The sequence below is a fragment of the Kitasatospora sp. GP30 genome (assembly GCF_029892145.1).
Classification (GTDB): domain Bacteria; phylum Actinomycetota; class Actinomycetes; order Streptomycetales; family Streptomycetaceae; genus Kitasatospora; species Kitasatospora acidiphila.
Window position 1 is genome coordinate 55,309 of sequence record NZ_JARZAH010000002.1, and the last position, 18,751, is coordinate 74,059.

An 18,751-nucleotide genomic window follows, 5' to 3' on the forward strand; every position below is an offset into this window, starting at 1 on the left:
CAGCCCCAGCGCCGTGAGGGACACACGAGAGAGCCGACTGCTGCTCATCCTGCTGGTGGCCGTCGCCTTCGCCCTGATCACCGTCGACATCAAGGGCGGTGAGAGCTCCCCGCTGAACGGCGCCCGCAAGACCGCCGCCGGCCTGCTCGGCCCGGCGGAGCGCGGCGCGGCGGGGGCCGTCGACCCGATAGCCCGCACCATCCGGGCGATCCGAGACTCGGGCACCATGCAGCAGCGCCTCGACCAGGTCGGCAACGAGAACACCGAGCTGCGCCAGCGGCTCGCCTCCTCCGACATGGCCGCCGGCCGCACCAAGCAGCTGGACGACCTGCTGCGCACCGCCGGCACCGGCGGATACACCATCAAGGCCGCCCAGGTGATCGCCATCGGTGCCGCCCAGGGCTTCTCCTGGACCATCACCATCGACGCCGGCAGCGACGACGGCGTGCAGCGCGACATGACGGTGATCAACGGCGAGGGCCTGGTCGGCCGGGTCACCACGGTGGCCCGCACCACCGCCACCGTGCTGCTCGCCACCGACCCCGGCTTCACCGCCGGCACCCGGATGGAGGGCAGCGGCGAGATCGGCTTCGCGGCCGGCCAGGGCGCCAGCCCCATGAAGGTCGAACTGCTCAACGGCAAGGCCCAGGTCAAGCCGGGCGACCGGCTGGTCACCTTCGGCTCGCAGAGCGGCCGCCCGTTCGTGCCCGGGGTGCCGGTCGGCAAGGTGCTGCAGGTCCAGGCCACCCCCGACGCGCTCACCAAGACCGTGCTGGTCCAGCCGTTCGTCTCGTTCACCCGGCTGGACCTGGTCGGCGTGGTGGTGGTCCCGCCGCGCACCGACCCGCGTGACTCGGTGCTGCCGCCGGTGCCCAGCAACACCCCGAGCCCGGCGGCCCAGGCCCAGCCGCCGGCCTCGCCCGCCGGTTCCGCCTCGCCCGCCGGTTCAGCATCGCCCGCCCAGCCGAGCTCCGTCCCCGGGGGGAACTGACCGATGGTCATCAAGCGAACCGTGCTGGCCGCCGTCCTGCTGCTGGTCGCCCTGGTGGTCCAGGTCAGCGTGCTAGGGCGGCTGCAACTGCCCGGCGCCACCCCGGACCTGCTGCTGCTCGTGGTGGTCGGCCTGGCGCTGGTCTTCGGACCGATGGGCGGCAGCCTGACCGGCTTCTTCGGCGGCCTGCTGGCCGACCTGGCGCCGCCCTCCGACCACGCGATCGGCCGCTACGCACTGGTGCTCTGCCTGATGGGCTACGCGGCCGGCCTGCTGCGCGCCGAGCCCGGGCGGCAGCGCTCGGTGCTGGGCCCGCTGCTGGTGGTGGCCGGCTCGGCGGTGGTCTCCACCGTGCTCTACGCGCTGGTCGGCGCCCTGGTGGGGGACACCGCGGCGCGCCATGTCGGGCTCCCCGGGCTGGTGTTCAGCGCGCTGCTGTACGACGTGCTGCTGGCGCCCTTCGCGGTGCCGGCCGTGATGCTGCTGGGCCGCCGGTTCGGCGGTGTCGGGCTCGACGGCGAGGTGACCGGGCCGGGCCTGGGCACCATCGCCCGCTACCGCACCACCCGGCACGCCTCCTCGGTGGGGCCGTCCATCCGCAAGAAGCTCGGCGTCAAGTCCTGATCCGATCCGCCCGTTCGACCCTGGGGAGTCCTCAGCCGTGAGCAACATCCCGGAGACCGGCCGCACCCGCCGGCTGACGATCCGTCTGGTGGTGCTGCAGATCCTGGTGCTGTCGCTGCTCGCCACCCTGGGCGGGCGGCTCTGGTACCTGCAGATCCGCAACGGCAGCGAGTACACGGCGAAGGCCTCCAGCAACCAGATCCGCGAGGTGGTCGACCCGGCGGTGCGCGGCGAGATCCTGGACGCCAACGGCAAGGTGCTCGCGGGCAACCAGACCAAGCTGGTGGTCTCGGTCTCGCGCACCTCGCTGCTGGAGCAGAAGGACCGCGGCAAGGCGGTGCTGGGCCGGCTGGCCCAGGTGCTCGGGATGAGCACCAAGGACGTCTCCGACAAGGTGCGGCTCTGCGACTCCAAGACCCCGCAGCCCTGCTGGAACGGTTCGCCTTACCAGCCGATCCCGGTGACCGACCAGGCCACCACCCAGCAGGCGATGCAGATAATGGAGCGCCGCGAGGACTTCCCCGGGATCACCGCGCAGCCCACCGCGCTGCGCCAGTACCCGGGCCCGGACGGGGCCAATGCCGCCCAGGTGCTCGGCTACCTCTCGCCGGTCACCGACGACGAGGTCAGCAAGACCGCGGACAAGACCGGCAAGGACAAGTACCTGCCGTCCGACCAGATCGGCCGGGCCGGCCTGGAGGCGGTGTACGACAGCGATCTGCGCGGCACCACCGGCGTGGACCGGCTGCAGGTGGACAACCTCGGCCGGGTGATCGGCAGTGCCGGCACCACCCCGGCCCAGCCCGGCAACAACGTGGTCACCTCGATCGACTCCCGGGTGCAGAAGGTCGTCGAGGACAACCTGGTGCAGGCCATGAACGACGCCCGCAAGCAGTTCGACACCGAGACCAACAAGAACTTCGAGGCCGACTCCGGCGCGGCCCTGGTGATGGACGTGCACACCGGCCGGATCATCGCGATGGCCAGCGCGCCGACCTACGACCCCAACATCTGGGTCGGCGGCATCTCGGCCAAGGACTACGCCAACCTGACCAGCCAGGACTCCAACTACCCGCTGCTGAACCGGGCCATACAGGGTCAGTGGGCACCCGGCTCCACCTTCAAGGTGGTCTCCACCTCGGCCGCCGTCGCGGCCGGCTACTCGCTCGACGGGCACTACGGCTGCCCGCCGAGCATGACCATCGGCGGTCGCGAGTTCAAGAACTTCGAGGGCGAGAGCTTCGGTGACATCTCGCTGGAGAAGGCGCTGGAGATCTCCTGCGACACCGTCTTCTACGGCCTGTCCTACGACCAGTGGATGAAGGACGGCGGGATCCACCCGAAGAACCCCGCCGACTGGTTCTACAAGACCGCGCACCAGTTCGGCCTGGGTGCCAAGACCGGCATCGACCTGCCCGCCGAGGTGCCCGGCCGGGTGCCGGACCGCCAGTGGAAGCAGGACTTCTACGACGCCAACAAGGACGCCTGGTGCAAGCAGGCGCAGAGCGGCGCGACCGACTTCGCCACCCAGATCGCCAGGGAGAACTGCGTCGACGGCAACGTGATGCGCGCCGGTGACTCGGTCAACTACGCGATCGGCCAGGGCGACACCCTGGTCACCCCGCTGCAGATGGCCCGGATCTACTCGGCGCTCTCCAACGGCGGCACGCTCTACCAGCCGTCGGTGGCCAAGGCGATCGTGACCCCGAGCGGCCAGCTGGTCCGCAACATCGCTCCGGTGGTGTCCGGCAAGCTGCCGGACGACCAGAAGACCCTGCAGTACATCAACCAGGCCACCGCCGGCGTCATCACCGAGGGCACCGCGGCCTGGAAGTTCGCCGGCTGGCCGCAGGACAAGATCCAGCTGCACGCCAAGACCGGTACCGCCGAGGTCTACGGCAAGCAGACCACCTCCTGGCTGGCCACCTACAGCAACGACTACGCCGTGGTGATGACGATCAGTCAGGCCGGTACCGGTTCCGGCGGTGCCGGTGACGCGGTCCGCAAGATCTACCAGGCGCTCTACGGCGTGGACGACAAGGGCGGCATCGACAACACCAAGGCGCTGCTGCCGACCCCGCAGACCCAGCTGCCCAAGTTCAACCCGGACGGCACCGCGATCCTCAACCAGGCCGCGTACGCCACCGGTTCCTTCGACTACCCGCCGCTGCCGCAGCCCGCCCAGCCGGCGTTCGCCGCCGACCTGGCCGCCACCGAGCCCACCGGCAACGGCTACGGCAACGGCAACGGCTACGGAAGGAGCCGGGCGTGACCTCCTCCTACAGCTCCTACCGCCCGCTGCGGTTCAGCCCCCAGCGCGGCCGACTGGGCCGGGCGCTGGCCAAGGACGCCCCGCTGCGGCGGATCGACTGGATCATAGTGCTGGCCGCGCTGGCGCTGTCGCTGGGCAGCTCGCTGCTGGTCTGGTCGGCCACCCGGGGACGCGACTCGCTGACCCACGGCGACCCGCAGTACTTCCTCTACCGCCACCTGACCAACCTGCTGATCGGCCTGGTGCTCTTCGGTGCCGTGGTCGCGATAGGGCACCACCGGATCCGCGCCGCCGTGCCGATCCTGTACCTGTCCACCATCGTCCTGCTGCTCGCCACCCTCAGCCCGCTCGGCTCCACCGTCAACGGCGCGCACTCCTGGATCCAGTTCGGCGGCGGCTTCTCCGTCCAGCCCGCCGAGTTCGCCAAGCTCGGCATCGTGCTCGGGATGGCGATGATCCTCTCCTCCCGGATCGACTCCGGCGAGCGTGAACTGCCCAACGACAAGAGCGTGCTGCAGGCACTGGTGCTGGCCGGAGTGCCGATGGGCATCGTGCTGCTCTACCCCGACCTGGGGTCCGTGATGGTGATGGTGGTGACCATCCTGGGCATCCTGCTGGCCGCCGGCGTGCCCAACCGCTGGCTCTTCGGGCTGCTCGCCGCGGGTGGCCTCGGGGCGACCGCGGTCTGGAAGCTCGGGATCCTGAGCAAGTACCAGATCGACCGGTTCGCCGCCTTCGCCAACCCCAAGCTGGACCCGGCCGGCGTCGGCTACAACACCGCCCAGGCCCGGATCGCGATCGGCTCCGGCGGTCTGACCGGCAAGGGCTTGTTCCACGGCAGCCAGACCATAGGGCAGTTCGTCCCCGAGCAGCAGACCGACTTCGTCTTCACGGTGGTCGGCGAGGAGCTCGGTTTCGTCGGCGGCCTGGCGCTGGTCCTGCTGATCGGGGTGATCCTCTGGCGCGGCTGCCGGATCGCCCGGCAGGCCACCGACGTCTTCAGCACCGTGGTGGCCTGCGGCGTGATCACCTGGTTCGCCTTCCAGTCCTTCGAGAACATCGGCATGACGCTCGGCATCATGCCGGTCGCCGGCGTCCCACTACCGTTCGTCAGCTACGGCGGTTCGTCGATGTTCGCCGGCTGGATCGCGATCGGGCTGCTCCAGGCCGTCCGCACCCAGCGGCCGATCGCGGGCTGATCGGTTCGGCCGAGCCGGTACCCTTGAGGGTCATCCCCTGCTCCTCTCACTTAAGGGTTCACCGCATGCCAGTCGAATCGGTCTTCCCACGCCTGGAGGCCCTCCTCCCGCACGTTCAGAAGCCGATCCAGTACGTCGGCGGCGAGCTGAACTCGACCGTCAAGGAGTGGGACGCCTGCGACGTGCACTGGGCACTGATGTACCCGGACGCGTACGAGGTCGGGCTGCCCAACCAGGGCGTCATGATCCTGTACGAGGTGCTGAACGAGCAGGACGGGGTGCTCGCCGAGCGGACCTACAGCGTCTGGCCGGACCTGGAGGCGCTGATGCGCGAGCACGGCGTGCCCCAGTTCACGGTGGACGCGCACCGCCCGGTGAAGGCCTTCGACGTCTTCGGGCTCTCCTTCTCCACCGAGCTCGGCTACACCAACATGCTGACCGCGCTCGACCTGGCCGGCATCCCGCTGAACGCCGCCGACCGGACCGACGAGGACCCGATCGTGCTGGCCGGCGGCCACGCCGCGTTCAACCCCGAGCCGATCGCCGACTTCCTGGATGCCGCCGTGGTCGGCGACGGCGAGCAGGCCGTGCTCGACATCACGAGGATCATCAAGGCCTGGAAGGCCGAGGGCCGCCCCGGCGGCCGCGACGAGCTGCTGCTCCGGCTGGCCCGCACCGGCGGCGTCTACGTGCCGAAGTTCTACGACGTCGAGTACCTGTCGGACGGTCGGATCGGCCGCGTGGTGCCCAACGCCCCCGGCGTGCCGTGGCGGGTCTCCAAGCACACCGTGATGGACCTCGACGAGTGGCCCTACCCCAAGCAGCCGCTGGTCCCGCTCGCCGAGACCGTGCACGAGCGGATGTCCGTGGAGATCTTCCGAGGTTGCACCCGCGGCTGCCGGTTCTGCCAGGCCGGCATGATCACCCGCCCGGTCCGGGAGCGCAGCATCACCGGCATCGGCGAGATGGTCGAGCGCGGCCTCAAGGCCACCGGCTTCGAGGAGGTGGGCCTGCTCTCGCTCTCCAGCGCCGACCACACCGAGATCGGCGACATCGCCAAGGGCCTGGCCGACCGCTACACCGAGGACAAGATCGGCCTCTCGCTGCCCTCCACCCGGGTCGACGCGTTCAACATCGACCTGGCCAACGAGCTGAGCCGCAACGGCCGCCGGTCCGGCCTCACCTTCGCCCCCGAGGGCGGCTCGGAGCGGATTCGCAAGGTGATCAACAAGATGGTGTCCGAGGAGGACCTCATCAACACCGTCGCCACCGCCTACGGCAACGGCTGGCGCCAGGTGAAGCTCTACTTCATGTGCGGTCTGCCCACCGAGACCGACGACGACGTGCTGCAGATCGCCGAGATGGCCAAGAACGTGATCCAGAAGGGTCGCGAGGTCACCGGCCAGAACGACATCCGCTGCACCGTCTCCATCGGCGGTTTCGTCCCCAAGCCGCACACCCCGTTCCAGTGGGCCCCCCAGCTCGGCGCCGCGGAGACCGACGCCCGCCTGGCCAAGCTGCGCGAGGCGATCCGCGGCGACCGCAAGTACGGCAAGAACATCGGCTTCCGCTACCACGACGGCAAGCCCGGCATCGTCGAGGGCCTGCTCTCCCGCGGCGACCGCCGGCTCGGCGCCGTGATCCGCGCCGTCTACGAGGACGGCGGCCGCTTCGACGGCTGGCGCGAGCACTTCTCCTACGACCGCTGGATGGCCTGCGCCGACAAGGCCCTCGCCCCCACCGGCGTCGACGTCGCCTGGTACACCACCCGCGAGCGCTCCTACGAGGAGGTCCTCCCCTGGGACCACCTGGACAGCGGCCTCGACAAGGACTGGCTCTGGGAGGACTGGCAGGACGCCCTCGAGGAGGTCGAGGTCGACGACTGCCGCTGGACGCCCTGCTTCGACTGCGGGGTGTGCCCGCAGATGGACACGAGCATTCAGATCGGCCCCACCGGCAAGAAGCTGCTGCCGCTGACCGTGGTCAACGGGAGCACCGGCCAGGCGTAGCCGACTGGGGGGAATAGAGAAGCGAAACGGCCCGTCGGAGATGGCGAATTCGACGGGCCGGTTCGGTGGGGTGAGGAGGCTCAGCCGCAGTGGTTCGGGCCCTCGCTGTAGTGGCCCCAGTAGTCGCCGCCACCCCAGTAGATGCACTGCCCCGGGGCGTACACCTTGACCGGGCCGGCGTAGTACGAGTAGTCGCCAGAGTCCGACTGCGAGGCCGGCGGGTTGGGCGTGGTGTCCACCCAGGCGCTGGTCTCGGGGGTCGGGTCGCCCCAGGTGCCGCTGTTGTGCATGGTGACCACGCAGTCCCAGGCGCCGTTGTACGAGAGGTAGACGGTCGACGAGTTGAGGACGGTGATCGCGTCGAGCGGCTGGTAGCCGGAGCCGCAGAGCGCGGCGGCGCCGTACTTGTCGTCGGACACGGCGTTGGCGGGGGTGGTGAGGAACGCGGCCGTGACCAGCGAGGTGGCACCGAGCGTGACGGCCGCCCGCTTGATGATGGACTTGCCCTTGAGTATGAGTCTCTCCCACATAAGTTCTGTGTAAAGCCAGGGAGAGGAGACCAAGCCGCCGTATCGCCGCCGTATCGCCGGGGCTTTAGGTGGGCAGACCAGTAGCGCGTACCCTGTGACATTGACGTACGTTCCGAGCGGCCGCGGCAACCGTGCCCAGCTGGTCGGGACCAGGCTTCTCACGAAGGACTGAACGACCCTGGCACGCCGCACCCCAGACGGTCCGCCGCCCGCGCCGACGGTGCAGCGCATCCGTCTGCGCTACACGAAGCGGGGCCGTCTGCGCTTCACAAGCCACCGTGACTTCCAGCGCGCGTTCGAGCGGGCGCTGCGCCGCTCGGCCGTGCCCATGGCGTATTCGGCAGGCTTCACTCCGCACCCCAAGGTCTCCTACGCCAACGCCGCGCCGACCGGGGTGGCCAGCGAGGCCGAGTACCTGGAGATCGGCCTGGCCGAGGTCCGGGACCCGGAGGCGCTCCGGGCGCAGCTGGACGATTCGCTGCCGATCGGCCTGGACATCGTGGACGCGGTCGAGGTCCGCACCCCGAACTTCGCGGAGCGGCTGGAGGCCTCACTCTGGGAGCTGCGGCTGCCGGAGGTCTCCGAGGAGGCGGCCGGGCGGGCGATCGAGCTGTTCCTGGGCGCGGAGAGCGTCGAGGTCGAACGGAAGACCAAGAACGGTGTGCGGGTTTTCGACGCGCGCGGTGCCGTGGCCGGGCTGGAACTGGTCCCGGCGCAGGTCGGACTTGGTCCGGCCGGGGAATCCGCAGTCACCTCCGATGTTCGTACCGGCCGACCCTGTGCGATACTGCGCCTGGTAGTACGACACGCCACACCCGCCGTACGACCAGACGACGTCTTGTCCGGTCTCCGTGCGACGGCCGACCTGGCGCTGCCGGTCCCCGCTGAGGTGACCAGGCTGGCGCAGGGGCCGCTCGATGAGGAGACCGGCACGGTGACCGACCCGCTGGCGCTCGACCGCGCTGCGGCCCCGGCCGTCCCATCGGAGGCGGCCGTCGAGCCGCAGGCCGCAGCGTCCGCCTAGCGGGCGGAGCCGGGGGCCGGAGTAACCAACCGGCCCCGCGCGCTCCGGGCCCCCGCGGCTCCCCAGGGGAGCGAGCGTCGTCGCGCACTGGCCGCTCCTGCGGTGGCCGCTCGACCCAACCACCGGGTCGGAGGCCCCAGGAGAACCACGCCGCCCTCGGGCCGGCGAGGCCCGCCCCGGGAGCCACCCTGGGTTGTGGGGCCGCGCAGCTTGGGAAAACCTGAGAACGCTGGTCGGACCAGAAGACTTTCGACACCCCGCATCGTGCGGGGCGCCGAGCGAGACTACGAGCCCCTGTGCGGCTTCGCGTCCGCATGTCGGCGCCGTGGAGAGTCGGCCCGGGCGCCGAGCGCCCGCGGCCGGCCACCGGTGCCCGTGCCCGGATGTGGAGCCCGGGGGCCTGACGGGAGATCCACCCGCATGCCTGAGAACGAGAACACTGACGCGCAGACTCCGACCGGTGAACCGGTCGGCGATGCCGCTCCGCCGCGCCGGCGCCGCCGCGCGGTGTCCCGCCCGGCCGGCGCCCCGCAGGGCGCGGCCGAGACCGCCGAGACCGTGATTCCGGTCGAGGCTGCCGCCCCGGCCGAGCGCCCCCAGCCTGACGGCCGGGAGGTGCCCCCGGTGGCCGAGGAGAAGCCGGTCCGGGCGCGCCGCACCCGCAAGCGTGCCGAGGCGCCCACCGGTGCTCCGGCTGCCGCTGAGGTTGTCGCCGAGCCCGCTGCCGAGCGCCCCCAGCCTGACGGCCGGGAGGTGCCCCCGGTGGCCGAGGAGAAGCCGGTCCGGGCGCGCCGCACCCGCAAGCGTGCCGAGGCGCCCACCGGTGCTCCGGCTGCCGCTGAGGTTGTCGCCGAGCCCGCCGCCGAGCCCGTTGCCGAGCGCCCCCAGCCTGACGACCGGGAGGTGCCCCCGGTGGCCGAGGAGAAGCCGGTCCGGGCGCGCCGCACCCGCAAGCGTGCCGAGGCACCGCAGACCGCCACCGCGCCGGTCGTGGAGGTCGTCGTCGAGGAGCCCGAGACCGAGGAGCCCGAGGAGGCCGCCGCCGAGGAGGCCGCGCCGGCACCCGCCGCCGAGGCCGCCCCGGCGCAGCCCGCCGCCGAGCCCGAGCAGCCTGCCGCCGAGCCCCACCGCACCCGCCGCCGCGCCGTCCGCCCGGCCACCGCGATCTTCCAGGCCCCGGTCTTCCAGGAGCCCGCCGCCGCCCCCGCCGAGCCGAAGGCCGCTGCCGAGGAGGCCCCGGCCCCGAAGAAGCGCGCCGCCGAGCCGAAGGCCGCCCGCTCGGAGGAGGACGAGTACGAGTACAGCGGTGTCGGCCGCCGTCGCCGGGTCCGCTCCGCGGTCCGGGTGAGCCGTGGGGCCGCTGCCCCGGCGGCCCCGGCCCCGGCCCCGGCGGCCCCGGCCCCGGCCCCGGTCGTCGAAGCGCCGGCCGCCGAGGCGCCCGCCGCTGTCGAGGAGGCGCCCGCCGCCGGCCCCGAGCAGGAGGCCGGCTGGGAGGAGGACCGTCCGTCCTCCCGCCGTCGTCGTCGTGGTGGCCGCCGCCGTCGCCGTGGCGAGGCCGAGGAGATCGAGGCCGAGGCCCCGGTGAGCGAGTCCGCCGAAGCCGAGGCCGAGGCCGAGGAGCTGGCGGAGGACGAGGAGGGCGACGACCTGGCCGGTGGCCTGGCCTCGTCGCGCCGCCGTCGCCGCCGTCGCCGCCGCAGTGGTGAGGCCGTCGCCGAGCCGGCGGAGGGCAGCGAGGACGGTGTCCGCACGGTCGTGAAGGTGCGCGAGCCGCGCCGCCGCTCCACCGAGCCGGCCTTCGACCCGGACGAGGTGCAGTCGATCAAGGGCTCGACCCGCCTGGAGGCCAAGAAGCAGCGCCGCCGCGAGGGCCGCGAGTTGGGCCGCCGCCGGGTGCCGATCATCACCGAGGCTGAGTTCCTGGCCCGCCGGGAGTCGGTCGAGCGGGTCATGGTGGTCCGTCAGAACGGCCAGCGCACCCAGATCGGTGTGCTGGAGGACGGCGTGCTGGTCGAGCACTACGTCAACAAGGAGCAGGCCACCTCGTACGTCGGCAACGTCTACCTGGGCAAGGTCCAGAACGTGCTGCCGTCGATGGAGGCCGCCTTCGTCGACATCGGCAAGGGCCGCAACGCGGTGCTCTACGCCGGTGAGGTGAACTTCGGTCAGCTCGGGCACAGCGGTCCGCGCCGGATCGAGTCGGTGCTGAAGTCGGGCCAGTCCGTGCTGGTGCAGGTCTCCAAGGACCCGATCGGCCACAAGGGCGCTCGCCTGACCAGCCAGATCTCGCTGCCCGGCCGCTACCTGGTCTACGTGCCCGAGGGCTCGATGACCGGCATCAGCCGCAAGCTGCCCGAGAACGAGCGGGCCCGGCTGAAGCAGATCCTCAAGAAGATCGTGCCGGATGACGCGGGCGTGATCGTGCGCACCGCCGCCGAGGGCGCCAGCGAGGAGGAGCTCACCCGCGACGTGCAGCGGCTGCAGTCGCAGTGGGAGGAGATCCAGAAGAAGGCGGCCTCCGGCAACGCGCCGACCCTGCTGTACGGCGAGCCGGACATGACCGTCCGGGTGGTCCGCGACATCTTCAACGAGGACTTCACCAAGGTCATCGTCTCCGGTGCCGAGGCGTGGAACACCATCCACGAGTACGTCAGCTCGGTGGCGCCGGACCTGGCCGAGCGGCTGCAGCGCTGGACCAGCGACGTGGACGTGTTCGCCACCTACCGGATCGACGAGCAGCTGATGAAGGCGCTGGACCGCAAGGTCTGGCTGCCCAGCGGCGGTTCGCTGGTGATCGACCGGACCGAGGCGATGGTCGTCGTCGACGTGAACACCGGCAAGTTCGTCGGCCAGGGCGGCAACCTCGAGGAGACCGTCACCCGCAACAACATCGAGGCGGCCGAGGAGATCGTCCGCCAGCTGCGGCTGCGCGACCTCGGCGGCATCATCGTGATCGACTTCATCGACATGGTGCTGGAGTCCAACCGCGACCTGGTGCTGCGCCGGCTCCTCGAGTGCCTGGGCCGGGACCGCACCAAGCACCAGGTGGCCGAGGTCACCTCGCTGGGCCTGGTGCAGATGACCCGCAAGCGGGTCGGCCAGGGCCTGCTGGAGTCGTTCTCCGAGGCGTGCGTGCACTGCAACGGTCGCGGTGTGATCGTGCACATGGAGCAGCCGACCTCGGTCGGCGGCGGTGGCGGTGCGGTCGGCACCGCGGGCGAGGCCGGTTCCGGCAAGCGCCGCCGCCGTGGCAAGGGCGGGGCCGCCCACGAGGAGGCCGCTGCCGCGGTCGAGCCGATGGTCGAGCACGAGCACGAGGAGCTGGAGATCGTCACCCGCGAGGAGGCTCCGCAGGAGCAGCCCGAGGCCGAGGCCGAGGCGCCCGTGGTCGAGGCGCCCGCCGCAGAGCAGGCCCAGGAGCCCGAGGCCGCCGAGCAGCCCAGCCTGGTCGAGATCGCGCCGGCCCCGGCACCGGCCGGCCGCACCCGCCGCCGCGCGGTGCGCAAGGCCACCGCGCCGGCCGGGGCGCCGTCCAGCGGCGAGATCGTGGTGCTGCAGTCGCGGGCCGAGGCCGTGGTGGAGGCAGCCCTGGCCGCCGCCGCCCCGGTGGTGACCGAGGAGCTGGAGCAGGCCGCCGAGGCCGTCTCCGCCGAGGCTCAGGCTGCCGAGGCTCCGGCCGAGGAGGCCGCTGCCGAGGAGGCTCCGGCCCCGAAGAAGCGCGCCGCCCGCAAGACGGCTGCCAAGAAGACGGTCGCCAAGAAGACCACCGCCGCCAAGAAGACGACGGCAGCGGCGACGAAGAAGACCACCGCCCGCAAGACCGCCACCAAGCGGACCAGCGCGGCGGCCAAGAAGGCGGCCGCCGCCGAAGGTGAGTCGGCGGCCGAGTGACGCCCGTGACCGGGGCGGGCCCGCTGCCCGCCCCGGTTCGCGGACGGTCCGGCGCCCGGTTTGCCCCGGGGGCGGCTGGTCCGTATTCTTGACCCTCGGCGTGTCTACGCCACGCTCCCGAGCATCTCACCTCCCGTTCGTCCGATCGGAAGTGCGGGGGAGGCCCCTGTGTCCGTACCCAGGCGGCTGGCATCGGAGAGTTCCGAACCGAGTATGGAAAGCAGGTACCGCATGTACGCGATCGTTCGCGCCGGCGGCCGCCAGCACAAGGTCGCCGTGGGCGACGTGCTGGAGATCGACCGTGTTGACGTCAAGCCGGGTGACTCGGTGGAGCTCTCGACCATCCTGATCGTGGACGGTGAGGCCGTCACCTCCGACCCGTGGGTCCTCGCCGGCATCAAGGTCCACGCCGAGGTCGTCGACCACACCAAGGGCGAGAAGATCACGATCCTCCGCTACAAGAACAAGACCGGCTACCGTCGGCGCCAGGGTCACCGCCAGCGCCACACCGCCGTCCGCATCACGAGCATCGACTCCGCGAAGTAAGTAAGGGGATAGCGAGATGGCACACAAGAAGGGCGCAAGCTCTACCCGTAACGGCCGCGACTCGAACGCCCAGCGCCTCGGCGTCAAGCGTTTCGGCGGCCAGGTCGTCAGCGCCGGCGAGATCCTGGTCCGCCAGCGTGGCACCCACTTCCACCCGGGCGCGGGCGTCGGTCGCGGTGGCGACGACACCCTGTTCGCGCTGACCGCCGGCGCGGTTCAGTTCGGCAACCGTCGCGGCCGCAAGGTCGTCAACATCGTGGCCGTCGAGGCCTGATCCAGCTCTTCCGCTGGATCCCATGCAGGGTGGATCGGGTTCTCCGGTCCACCCTGCGTGCTTTTTCTCCCACAGTCTGTTCCACAGCCTGTTCGTCAACTGGAGGCACCGCTCATGACCACCTTCGTGGACCGCGTCGAACTGCACGTCGCCGCGGGTAACGGAGGCCACGGCTGCGCCTCCGTGCACCGGGAGAAGTTCAAGCCGCTCGGCGGACCGGACGGCGGCAACGGCGGTGAGGGCGGCAGCGTCACCCTGGTGGTGGACTCCCAGATCACCACGCTGCTGGACTACCACCACTCGCGTTCCCGCAAGGCCGGCAACGGCAAGCCGGGCGCGGGCGCCAACCGGGCCGGCGCCAACGGCGAGGACCTGGTGCTGCCGGTGCCGGACGGCACGGTGGTGCTGGACCGCAAGGGCAACGTGCTGGCCGACCTGGTCGGCCACGGCACCTCCTTCGTCGCCGCGGCGGGCGGCCGCGGCGGCCTGGGCAACGCGGCGCTGGCCTCGGCCCGCCGCAAGGCCCCCGGCTTCGCGCTGCTCGGCGAGCCGGGCGAGGTCAGCGACATCGTCATGGAGCTCAAGTCGGTCGCCGACGTGGCCCTGGTGGGCTACCCCAGCGCCGGCAAGTCCTCGCTGATCTCGGTGCTCTCGGCCGCCAAGCCGAAGATCGCCGACTACCCGTTCACCACCCTGGTCCCGAACCTGGGCGTGGTCACCGCCGGCGAGACCGTCTACACCGTCGCCGACGTGCCGGGCCTGATCCCGGGCGCCAGCCAGGGCAAGGGCCTGGGCCTGGAGTTCCTGCGCCACGTGGAGCGCTGCAGCGTGCTGGTGCACGTGCTGGACTGCGCCACCCTGGAGCCGGGCCGCGACCCGCTCTCCGACCTGGAGACCATCGAGGCCGAGCTGGCCCAGTACGGCGGCCTGGAGGACCGGCCGCGGCTGGTCGCGCTCAACAAGGTGGACGTGCCGGACGGCCAGGACATCGCCGATCTGACCCGAGCCTCGCTGGAGGAGCGCGGCTACCGGGTGTTCGAGGTCTCCGCCGCCTCCCGCAAGGGCCTGCGCGAGCTGAGCTTCGCGATGGCCGGGATCGTCGCCGAGGCGCGCGCCGCCAAGCCGGTGCAGGAGTCCACCCGGATCGTGCTGCGTCCGGTGGCGGTGGACGACGCGGGCTTCACCGTCACCGAGGAGGACGGCGCCTACCGGGTGCGCGGTGTCAAGCCGGAGCGCTGGGTGCGGCAGACCGACTTCAGCAACGACGAGGCGGTCGGCTACCTCGCCGACCGGCTGGCCCGGCTCGGTGTCGAAGAGGGCCTGTGGAAGGTCGGCGCCCACGAGGGTGACACGGTCATCATCGGCCCCGACGAGAGTGCCGTGGTCTTCGACTGGGAGCCGACCATGGCCGCCGGTGCCGAGATGCTCGGCCGCCGCGGCGAGGACCACCGCCTCGAGAGCCAGCGTCCGGCTGTGGACCGCCGCCGCGACCGGCAGAAGGGCCGGGACGCCGCCGAGGCCGAGTACCTCGCCTTCGAGGCGCTCTCCTCCGGCCGCCCGGCCGAGCTCGACGACGACGAGGACTGAAAGTCCCACCCGCTGAAACGCTGTACGGCTCCGCTGGGGTTTTCGCGTAGATTGCCCGCAAACAGCGGAGCCGATCAGTAGCAGCGAGGTAGGGCGATGAGCGAGCAGACACTGCGTCAAGACGTGCTGACGGCCCGTCGGATCGTGGTCAAGGTCGGCTCCTCCTCGCTCACCACCGCGGCCGGCGGCCTGGACGCCGACCGGGTCGACGCGCTGGTCGACGCGCTGGCCCGGCGCCTCGGCGAGCCGGACGCCCCGGAGATCGTGCTGGTCTCCTCCGGGGCGATCGCGGCCGGCCTGGCACCGCTCGGCCTGGCCAAGCGCCCCTCGGACCTGGCCCGCCAGCAGGCCGCCGCCAGCGTCGGCCAGGGCCTGCTGGTGGCCCGCTACACCGCCTCGTTCGCCCGCTACGGCCGCCGGGTCGGCCAGGTGCTGCTGACCGCCGAGGACGCCAGCCGCCGCGCGCACTACCGCAACGCCTACCGCACCCTGGACCAGCTGCTCGCGATGGGCGCGGTGCCGATCGTCAACGAGAACGACACGGTGGCCACCGCCGAGATCAAGTTCGGCGACAACGACCGGCTCGCCGCGCTGGTCGCCCACCTGGTCCGGGCCGACCTGCTGATCCTGCTCTCCGACGTGGACGGCCTCTACGACGGCGACCCGAGCCGCCCCGGCACCCGGCGGCTCGCCGAGGTGCACGGCCCGCAGGACCTGGCGGGCATCGAGATCGGCAGCGCCGGCAAGGCGGGAGTCGGCACCGGCGGCATGGTGACCAAGGTGGAGGCGGCCCGGATCGCCACCGGCGCGGGCATCCCGGTGGTGCTCACCGCCGCCCGGCACGCCGCCGACGCGCTGGTCGGCCGCCCCACCGGGACCCTGTTCACCCGCACCGGCTCGCGCAGTGCCGACCGGCTGCTCTGGCTGGCCCACGCCAGCACCCCGCGCGGCGCGCTGCACCTGGACGAGGGCGCGGTGCGGGCCGTGGTGGAGGGTGGCAAGTCGCTGCTGCCGGCCGGGGTGACCAAGGTGGACGGAGACTTCGCCGCCGGGGATCCGGTGGACCTTCTTGCCGAAAACGGCCACATCGTGGCCCGTGGCCTGGTCAACTTTGATGCGAGGGAGCTGCCGCGCCTGCTCGGACGGTCGACCCGGGACCTGGCTCAGGAGTTGGGCGCCGCCTATGAGCGCGAGGTCATCCACCGGGACGACTTGGTGGTGCTGCGCGGCTGACGGTCCGTCGGCTGACGGCCCGTCCGGGCCGCCGCCGGTCCGGTCCCGGACCAGCGTCGAACAGGAGGCCGCGGTGAGACTCAGGCGCGACCAGGCGCGTGCGCAGGTGCCGGGCGGCATCGTCCGGCAACTGCACCCGCACCACGAGGTGCCGGACCAACCGGAGGCCGGGCGGCTGTGGCACGTGGTGCTGAGTCTTGCCGGTGCCGTGACCCCGCTGACGGAGCTGAAGGCCGGGCTGGAACGGTTGGCGCACGACCACTCGTTCTTCCTGACGGCCCGTTACGCGGCCGACCACGCGGAGATCCGCTACTGGGAGGAGGCCCGCGACCTGCATGACGCGGCGGCCATCGCGCTGCGGCTGTGGGGCGAGCACCGGACCAGTGCCAGGCTGCCGGCCTGGGAGATCGTCGGCCTGGAGGTGGTCGACCGGGCCACCTACCACCAGCGGATCGCCGAGGGCTTCGGTGAGCCCATGCCGCAGCTCGGCGGGGTGCACCCGTACTGACCGGTCGTCTCAACGAGTGGAAAGGCTCCCGGGCGGCCGCGCGGCAGTCGTTAGGCTTCGGGCATGAGCATCGACAGCCCCGTCCTCGCCGCCGCGCGCCGCGCCCGGACCGCCGCGGCCGCACTCGCCCCGCTGCCGCGTTCGGCCAAGGACGCCGCGCTGCTGGCGGTCGCCGAGGCACTCCAGGCGCGCGGCGCGGAGATCACCGCCGCCAACGCCGAGGACGTCGCCCGGGCCCGGGAGGCCGGCACCGCCGAGTCGGTGGTCGACCGGCTCACCCTGACCGAGGAGCGGATCGCCGCGATCGCCGCCGATGTGCGCAGGGTCGCCGGGCTGCCCGATCCGGTCGGCGAGGTGGTGCGCGGCTACACCCTGCCGAACGGGCTGGACGTGCGCCAGGTCCGGGTGCCGCTGGGCGTGGTCGGCATCATCTACGAGGCCCGGCCCAATGTCACCGTGGACGCGGCCGCGCTCTGCCTGAAGTCGGGCAACGCGGTGCTGCTGCGCGGCTCGGCCTCCGCCTACCGCTCCAACACCGCCCTGGTCGCCGTGGTCCGCGAGGCCGTCGAGGCGGCCGGGCTGCCGGCCGACGCGGTGCAGCTGGTGCCGGGGGAGAGCCGGGACTCGGTGACCGAGCTGATGCGGGCCCGCGGCCTGGTGGACGTGCTGATCCCGCGCGGCGGCGCCTCGCTGATCAGGACGGTGGTGGAGGGCTCCACCGTGCCGGTGATCGAGACCGGCACCGGCAACTGCCACGTCTACGTGGACGCGCGGACCGACCTGGCGATGGCGGTCGGCATCCTGCTCAACTCCAAGGCGCAGCGGGTGAGCGTCTGCAACGCCGCCGAGACGCTGCTGGTGCACCAGGACGTGGCCCAGGAGTTCCTGCCGCTCGCGCTGGCCGCGCTGGCCGAGGCCGGGGTGACGGTGCACGGCGACGACGCGGTGCTCAAGCTGGCCGCCGGCTCGCCCGCCACCGTGGTGCCGGCCACCGACGAGGACTGGGGCGCCGAGTACCTCTCCCTGGACCTGGCCGCTGCCGTGGTGCCCTCGCTGGAGGCCGCGGTGGAGCACATCCGCCGGTGGTCCTCCGGGCACACCGAGGCGATCGTCACCACCTCGCAGGCGGCCGCCCGCCGCTTCACCCAGCTGGTGGACTCGACCACCGTCGCGGTCAACGCCTCCACCCGGTTCACCGACGGGGGTGAGTTCGGCTTCGGCGCGGAGATCGGCATCTCCACCCAGAAGCTGCACGCCCGCGGCCCGATGGGGCTGCCGGAGCTGACCTCGACCAAGTACATCGTCACTGGTGACGGACACGTCCGCGGCGAGGCCCGGCAGACCGTCGGCGGCTGACCGGCGGTCCTTGACGAAGCCCAAGTGCCGGGAGCCACAGACAAATCACGCGCCCGGTAATACGCTGAGTCCGTGGCTGAGGACTTGGGGGGCTCGCCGTACTCCGACGGCGCTGACCACGGTGACGCGGACGACGAGTTCGCCACCGTGGTCCTTGACGAGGCTTTCATCCGTTCCGCCGCCGTGCACGAGCCGAGTGCCAGAGAGCGGCAGCTGGCCGCCGCCGAGACCCGCAACGAGGAGCCCGCGGGTGCCGGCCGGGTCCGCGAGCCGGGCGGCGAGCTCTTCGACGGCATGCCGCTGGAGCTGCGCCCGCACCCCGGCAGCGAGGACGACCGGATCTACACCGATCCCTGGGTCGGTTCCGGCCTGCGCCTGGGCCGCCGCCGAGCGGTCCGCTGGCCCGGCTACGGGGCGCGTTCGGCCAGCCGCGGCCAGATAGCCCAGCAGCGCTGGCACCGCCCGCTGGCCTGGGTGCTGGTGATCGTCATGGGGGTCAGCCTGGTGGCGGTCGCGGTGGCCGCCGTGTACCGCGGCGCCGGCAACTCCCCGGGGCGCAGGCCGCTGATCGGCACCAGCGGCCCGGCCACGCCGGCACCGACCGCGGCCCGGGCCGACCCGGTCGGCTCGGCCGCTCCGCAGCCGGCCGGGTGACCAGGCCGATCGACTGCGAAAGGTGCCGCCGGGGCCTCGTTCCGGGGCCGTCG

The 18,751-nt window shown here is 72.2% G+C and carries 15 protein-coding genes; 14 read left to right on the forward strand and 1 reads right to left on the reverse strand.

Translation table 11 applies throughout. From position 1 onward, the window contains the following. Positions 1-13: 13 nt before the first annotated feature. The 5 genes from mreC (at position 14) to P3T35_RS03525 (ending at position 7,095) form a co-directional block, all read left to right on the forward strand. On the forward strand, positions 14-991 hold the full coding sequence (gene mreC, locus P3T35_RS03505; protein WP_101380297.1) for a rod shape-determining protein MreC: 978 nt from the start codon (positions 14-16) through the stop codon (positions 989-991). Positions 992-994: 3 nt separating this feature from the next. Continuing rightward, entirely contained in the window at positions 995-1,615 is a 621-nt protein-coding gene (gene mreD, locus P3T35_RS03510; RefSeq protein ID WP_101380296.1) for a rod shape-determining protein MreD, read from the forward strand. 37 nt (positions 1,616-1,652) lie between these two features. Beyond that, positions 1,653-3,887, forward strand: a complete 2,235-nt coding sequence (gene mrdA, locus P3T35_RS03515; RefSeq protein WP_101380295.1) for a penicillin-binding protein 2 — start codon at positions 1,653-1,655, stop codon at positions 3,885-3,887. Positions 3,888-3,913: 26 nt separating this feature from the next. Beyond that, positions 3,914-5,086 (forward strand): rod shape-determining protein RodA, encoded by a 1,173-nt coding sequence (rodA, locus tag P3T35_RS03520; protein WP_280704454.1) that lies wholly within the window; start codon positions 3,914-3,916, stop codon positions 5,084-5,086. A 65-nt stretch (positions 5,087-5,151) separates the two neighbouring features. Then, entirely contained in the window at positions 5,152-7,095 is a 1,944-nt protein-coding gene (locus P3T35_RS03525) for a TIGR03960 family B12-binding radical SAM protein (protein WP_101380293.1), read from the forward strand. A gap of 80 nt (positions 7,096-7,175) precedes the next feature. Here P3T35_RS03525 and P3T35_RS03530 read toward each other — a convergent pair whose 3' ends face one another. After that, positions 7,176-7,625 carry a serine/threonine protein kinase gene (locus P3T35_RS03530; RefSeq protein WP_101380292.1) on the reverse strand — a complete coding sequence of 150 codons (450 nt, stop codon included), beginning with the start codon at positions 7,623-7,625 and terminating at the stop codon, positions 7,176-7,178. 220 nt (positions 7,626-7,845) lie between these two features. Here P3T35_RS03530 and P3T35_RS03535 point away from each other — a divergent pair, with 220 nt between their 5' ends. The 9 genes from P3T35_RS03535 to P3T35_RS03575 all read left to right on the forward strand — a co-directional run bounded on the left by P3T35_RS03535 (position 7,846) and on the right by P3T35_RS03575 (position 18,698). Then, positions 7,846-8,649 carry a TIGR03936 family radical SAM-associated protein gene (locus P3T35_RS03535; RefSeq protein WP_101380291.1) on the forward strand — a complete coding sequence of 268 codons (804 nt, stop codon included), beginning with the start codon at positions 7,846-7,848 and terminating at the stop codon, positions 8,647-8,649. 420 nt (positions 8,650-9,069) lie between these two features. Further along, positions 9,070-12,540: an Rne/Rng family ribonuclease gene (locus tag P3T35_RS03540; protein ID WP_101380290.1), complete on the forward strand. Its 3,471-nt coding sequence runs from the start codon at positions 9,070-9,072 to the stop codon at positions 12,538-12,540. A 231-nt stretch (positions 12,541-12,771) separates the two neighbouring features. Further along, positions 12,772-13,086: a 50S ribosomal protein L21 gene (rplU, locus tag P3T35_RS03545; protein ID WP_101380289.1), complete on the forward strand. Its 315-nt coding sequence runs from the start codon at positions 12,772-12,774 to the stop codon at positions 13,084-13,086. A 16-nt stretch (positions 13,087-13,102) separates the two neighbouring features. Beyond that, on the forward strand, positions 13,103-13,360 hold the full coding sequence (gene rpmA / locus P3T35_RS03550; protein ID WP_030058248.1) for a 50S ribosomal protein L27: 258 nt from the start codon (positions 13,103-13,105) through the stop codon (positions 13,358-13,360). Between the two features lie 114 nt (positions 13,361-13,474). Then, the gene (gene obgE, locus P3T35_RS03555; RefSeq protein ID WP_101380288.1) at positions 13,475-14,947 is read left to right on the forward strand and encodes a GTPase ObgE; all 1,473 of its coding nucleotides are present in this window, start codon (positions 13,475-13,477) and stop codon (positions 14,945-14,947) included. A 96-nt stretch (positions 14,948-15,043) separates the two neighbouring features. Next, positions 15,044-16,180 (forward strand): glutamate 5-kinase, encoded by a 1,137-nt coding sequence (gene proB, locus P3T35_RS03560; protein ID WP_101380287.1) that lies wholly within the window; start codon positions 15,044-15,046, stop codon positions 16,178-16,180. Between the two features lie 118 nt (positions 16,181-16,298). Continuing rightward, on the forward strand, positions 16,299-16,688 hold the full coding sequence (locus P3T35_RS03565; protein WP_280704456.1) for a hypothetical protein: 390 nt from the start codon (positions 16,299-16,301) through the stop codon (positions 16,686-16,688). A gap of 63 nt (positions 16,689-16,751) precedes the next feature. Further along, positions 16,752-18,044: a glutamate-5-semialdehyde dehydrogenase gene (locus tag P3T35_RS03570; RefSeq protein WP_101380285.1), complete on the forward strand. Its 1,293-nt coding sequence runs from the start codon at positions 16,752-16,754 to the stop codon at positions 18,042-18,044. A 72-nt stretch (positions 18,045-18,116) separates the two neighbouring features. Next, entirely contained in the window at positions 18,117-18,698 is a 582-nt protein-coding gene (locus P3T35_RS03575; RefSeq protein WP_101380284.1) for a hypothetical protein, read from the forward strand. The last annotated feature ends 53 nt before the right edge of the window (positions 18,699-18,751 follow it).

What these genes read in the sequence shown, in the direction of transcription:
- mreD (WP_101380296.1), top strand. Translation starts at nt 995, where the DNA reads ATGGTCATCAAGCGAACCGTGCTGGCCGCCGTCCTGCTGCTGGTCGCC.
- obgE (WP_101380288.1), top strand. Translation starts at nt 13,475, where the DNA reads ATGACCACCTTCGTGGACCGCGTCGAACTGCACGTCGCCGCGGGTAAC.
- P3T35_RS03570 (WP_101380285.1), top strand. Translation starts at nt 16,752, where the DNA reads ATGAGCATCGACAGCCCCGTCCTCGCCGCCGCGCGCCGCGCCCGGACC.
- rpmA (WP_030058248.1), top strand. Translation starts at nt 13,103, where the DNA reads ATGGCACACAAGAAGGGCGCAAGCTCTACCCGTAACGGCCGCGACTCG.
- P3T35_RS03525 (WP_101380293.1), top strand. Translation starts at nt 5,152, where the DNA reads ATGCCAGTCGAATCGGTCTTCCCACGCCTGGAGGCCCTCCTCCCGCAC.
- P3T35_RS03530 (WP_101380292.1), bottom strand. Translation starts at nt 7,625, where the DNA reads ATGTGGGAGAGACTCATACTCAAGGGCAAGTCCATCATCAAGCGGGCG.
- P3T35_RS03540 (WP_101380290.1), top strand. Translation starts at nt 9,070, where the DNA reads ATGCCTGAGAACGAGAACACTGACGCGCAGACTCCGACCGGTGAACCG.
- rplU (WP_101380289.1), top strand. Translation starts at nt 12,772, where the DNA reads ATGTACGCGATCGTTCGCGCCGGCGGCCGCCAGCACAAGGTCGCCGTG.
- proB (WP_101380287.1), top strand. Translation starts at nt 15,044, where the DNA reads ATGAGCGAGCAGACACTGCGTCAAGACGTGCTGACGGCCCGTCGGATC.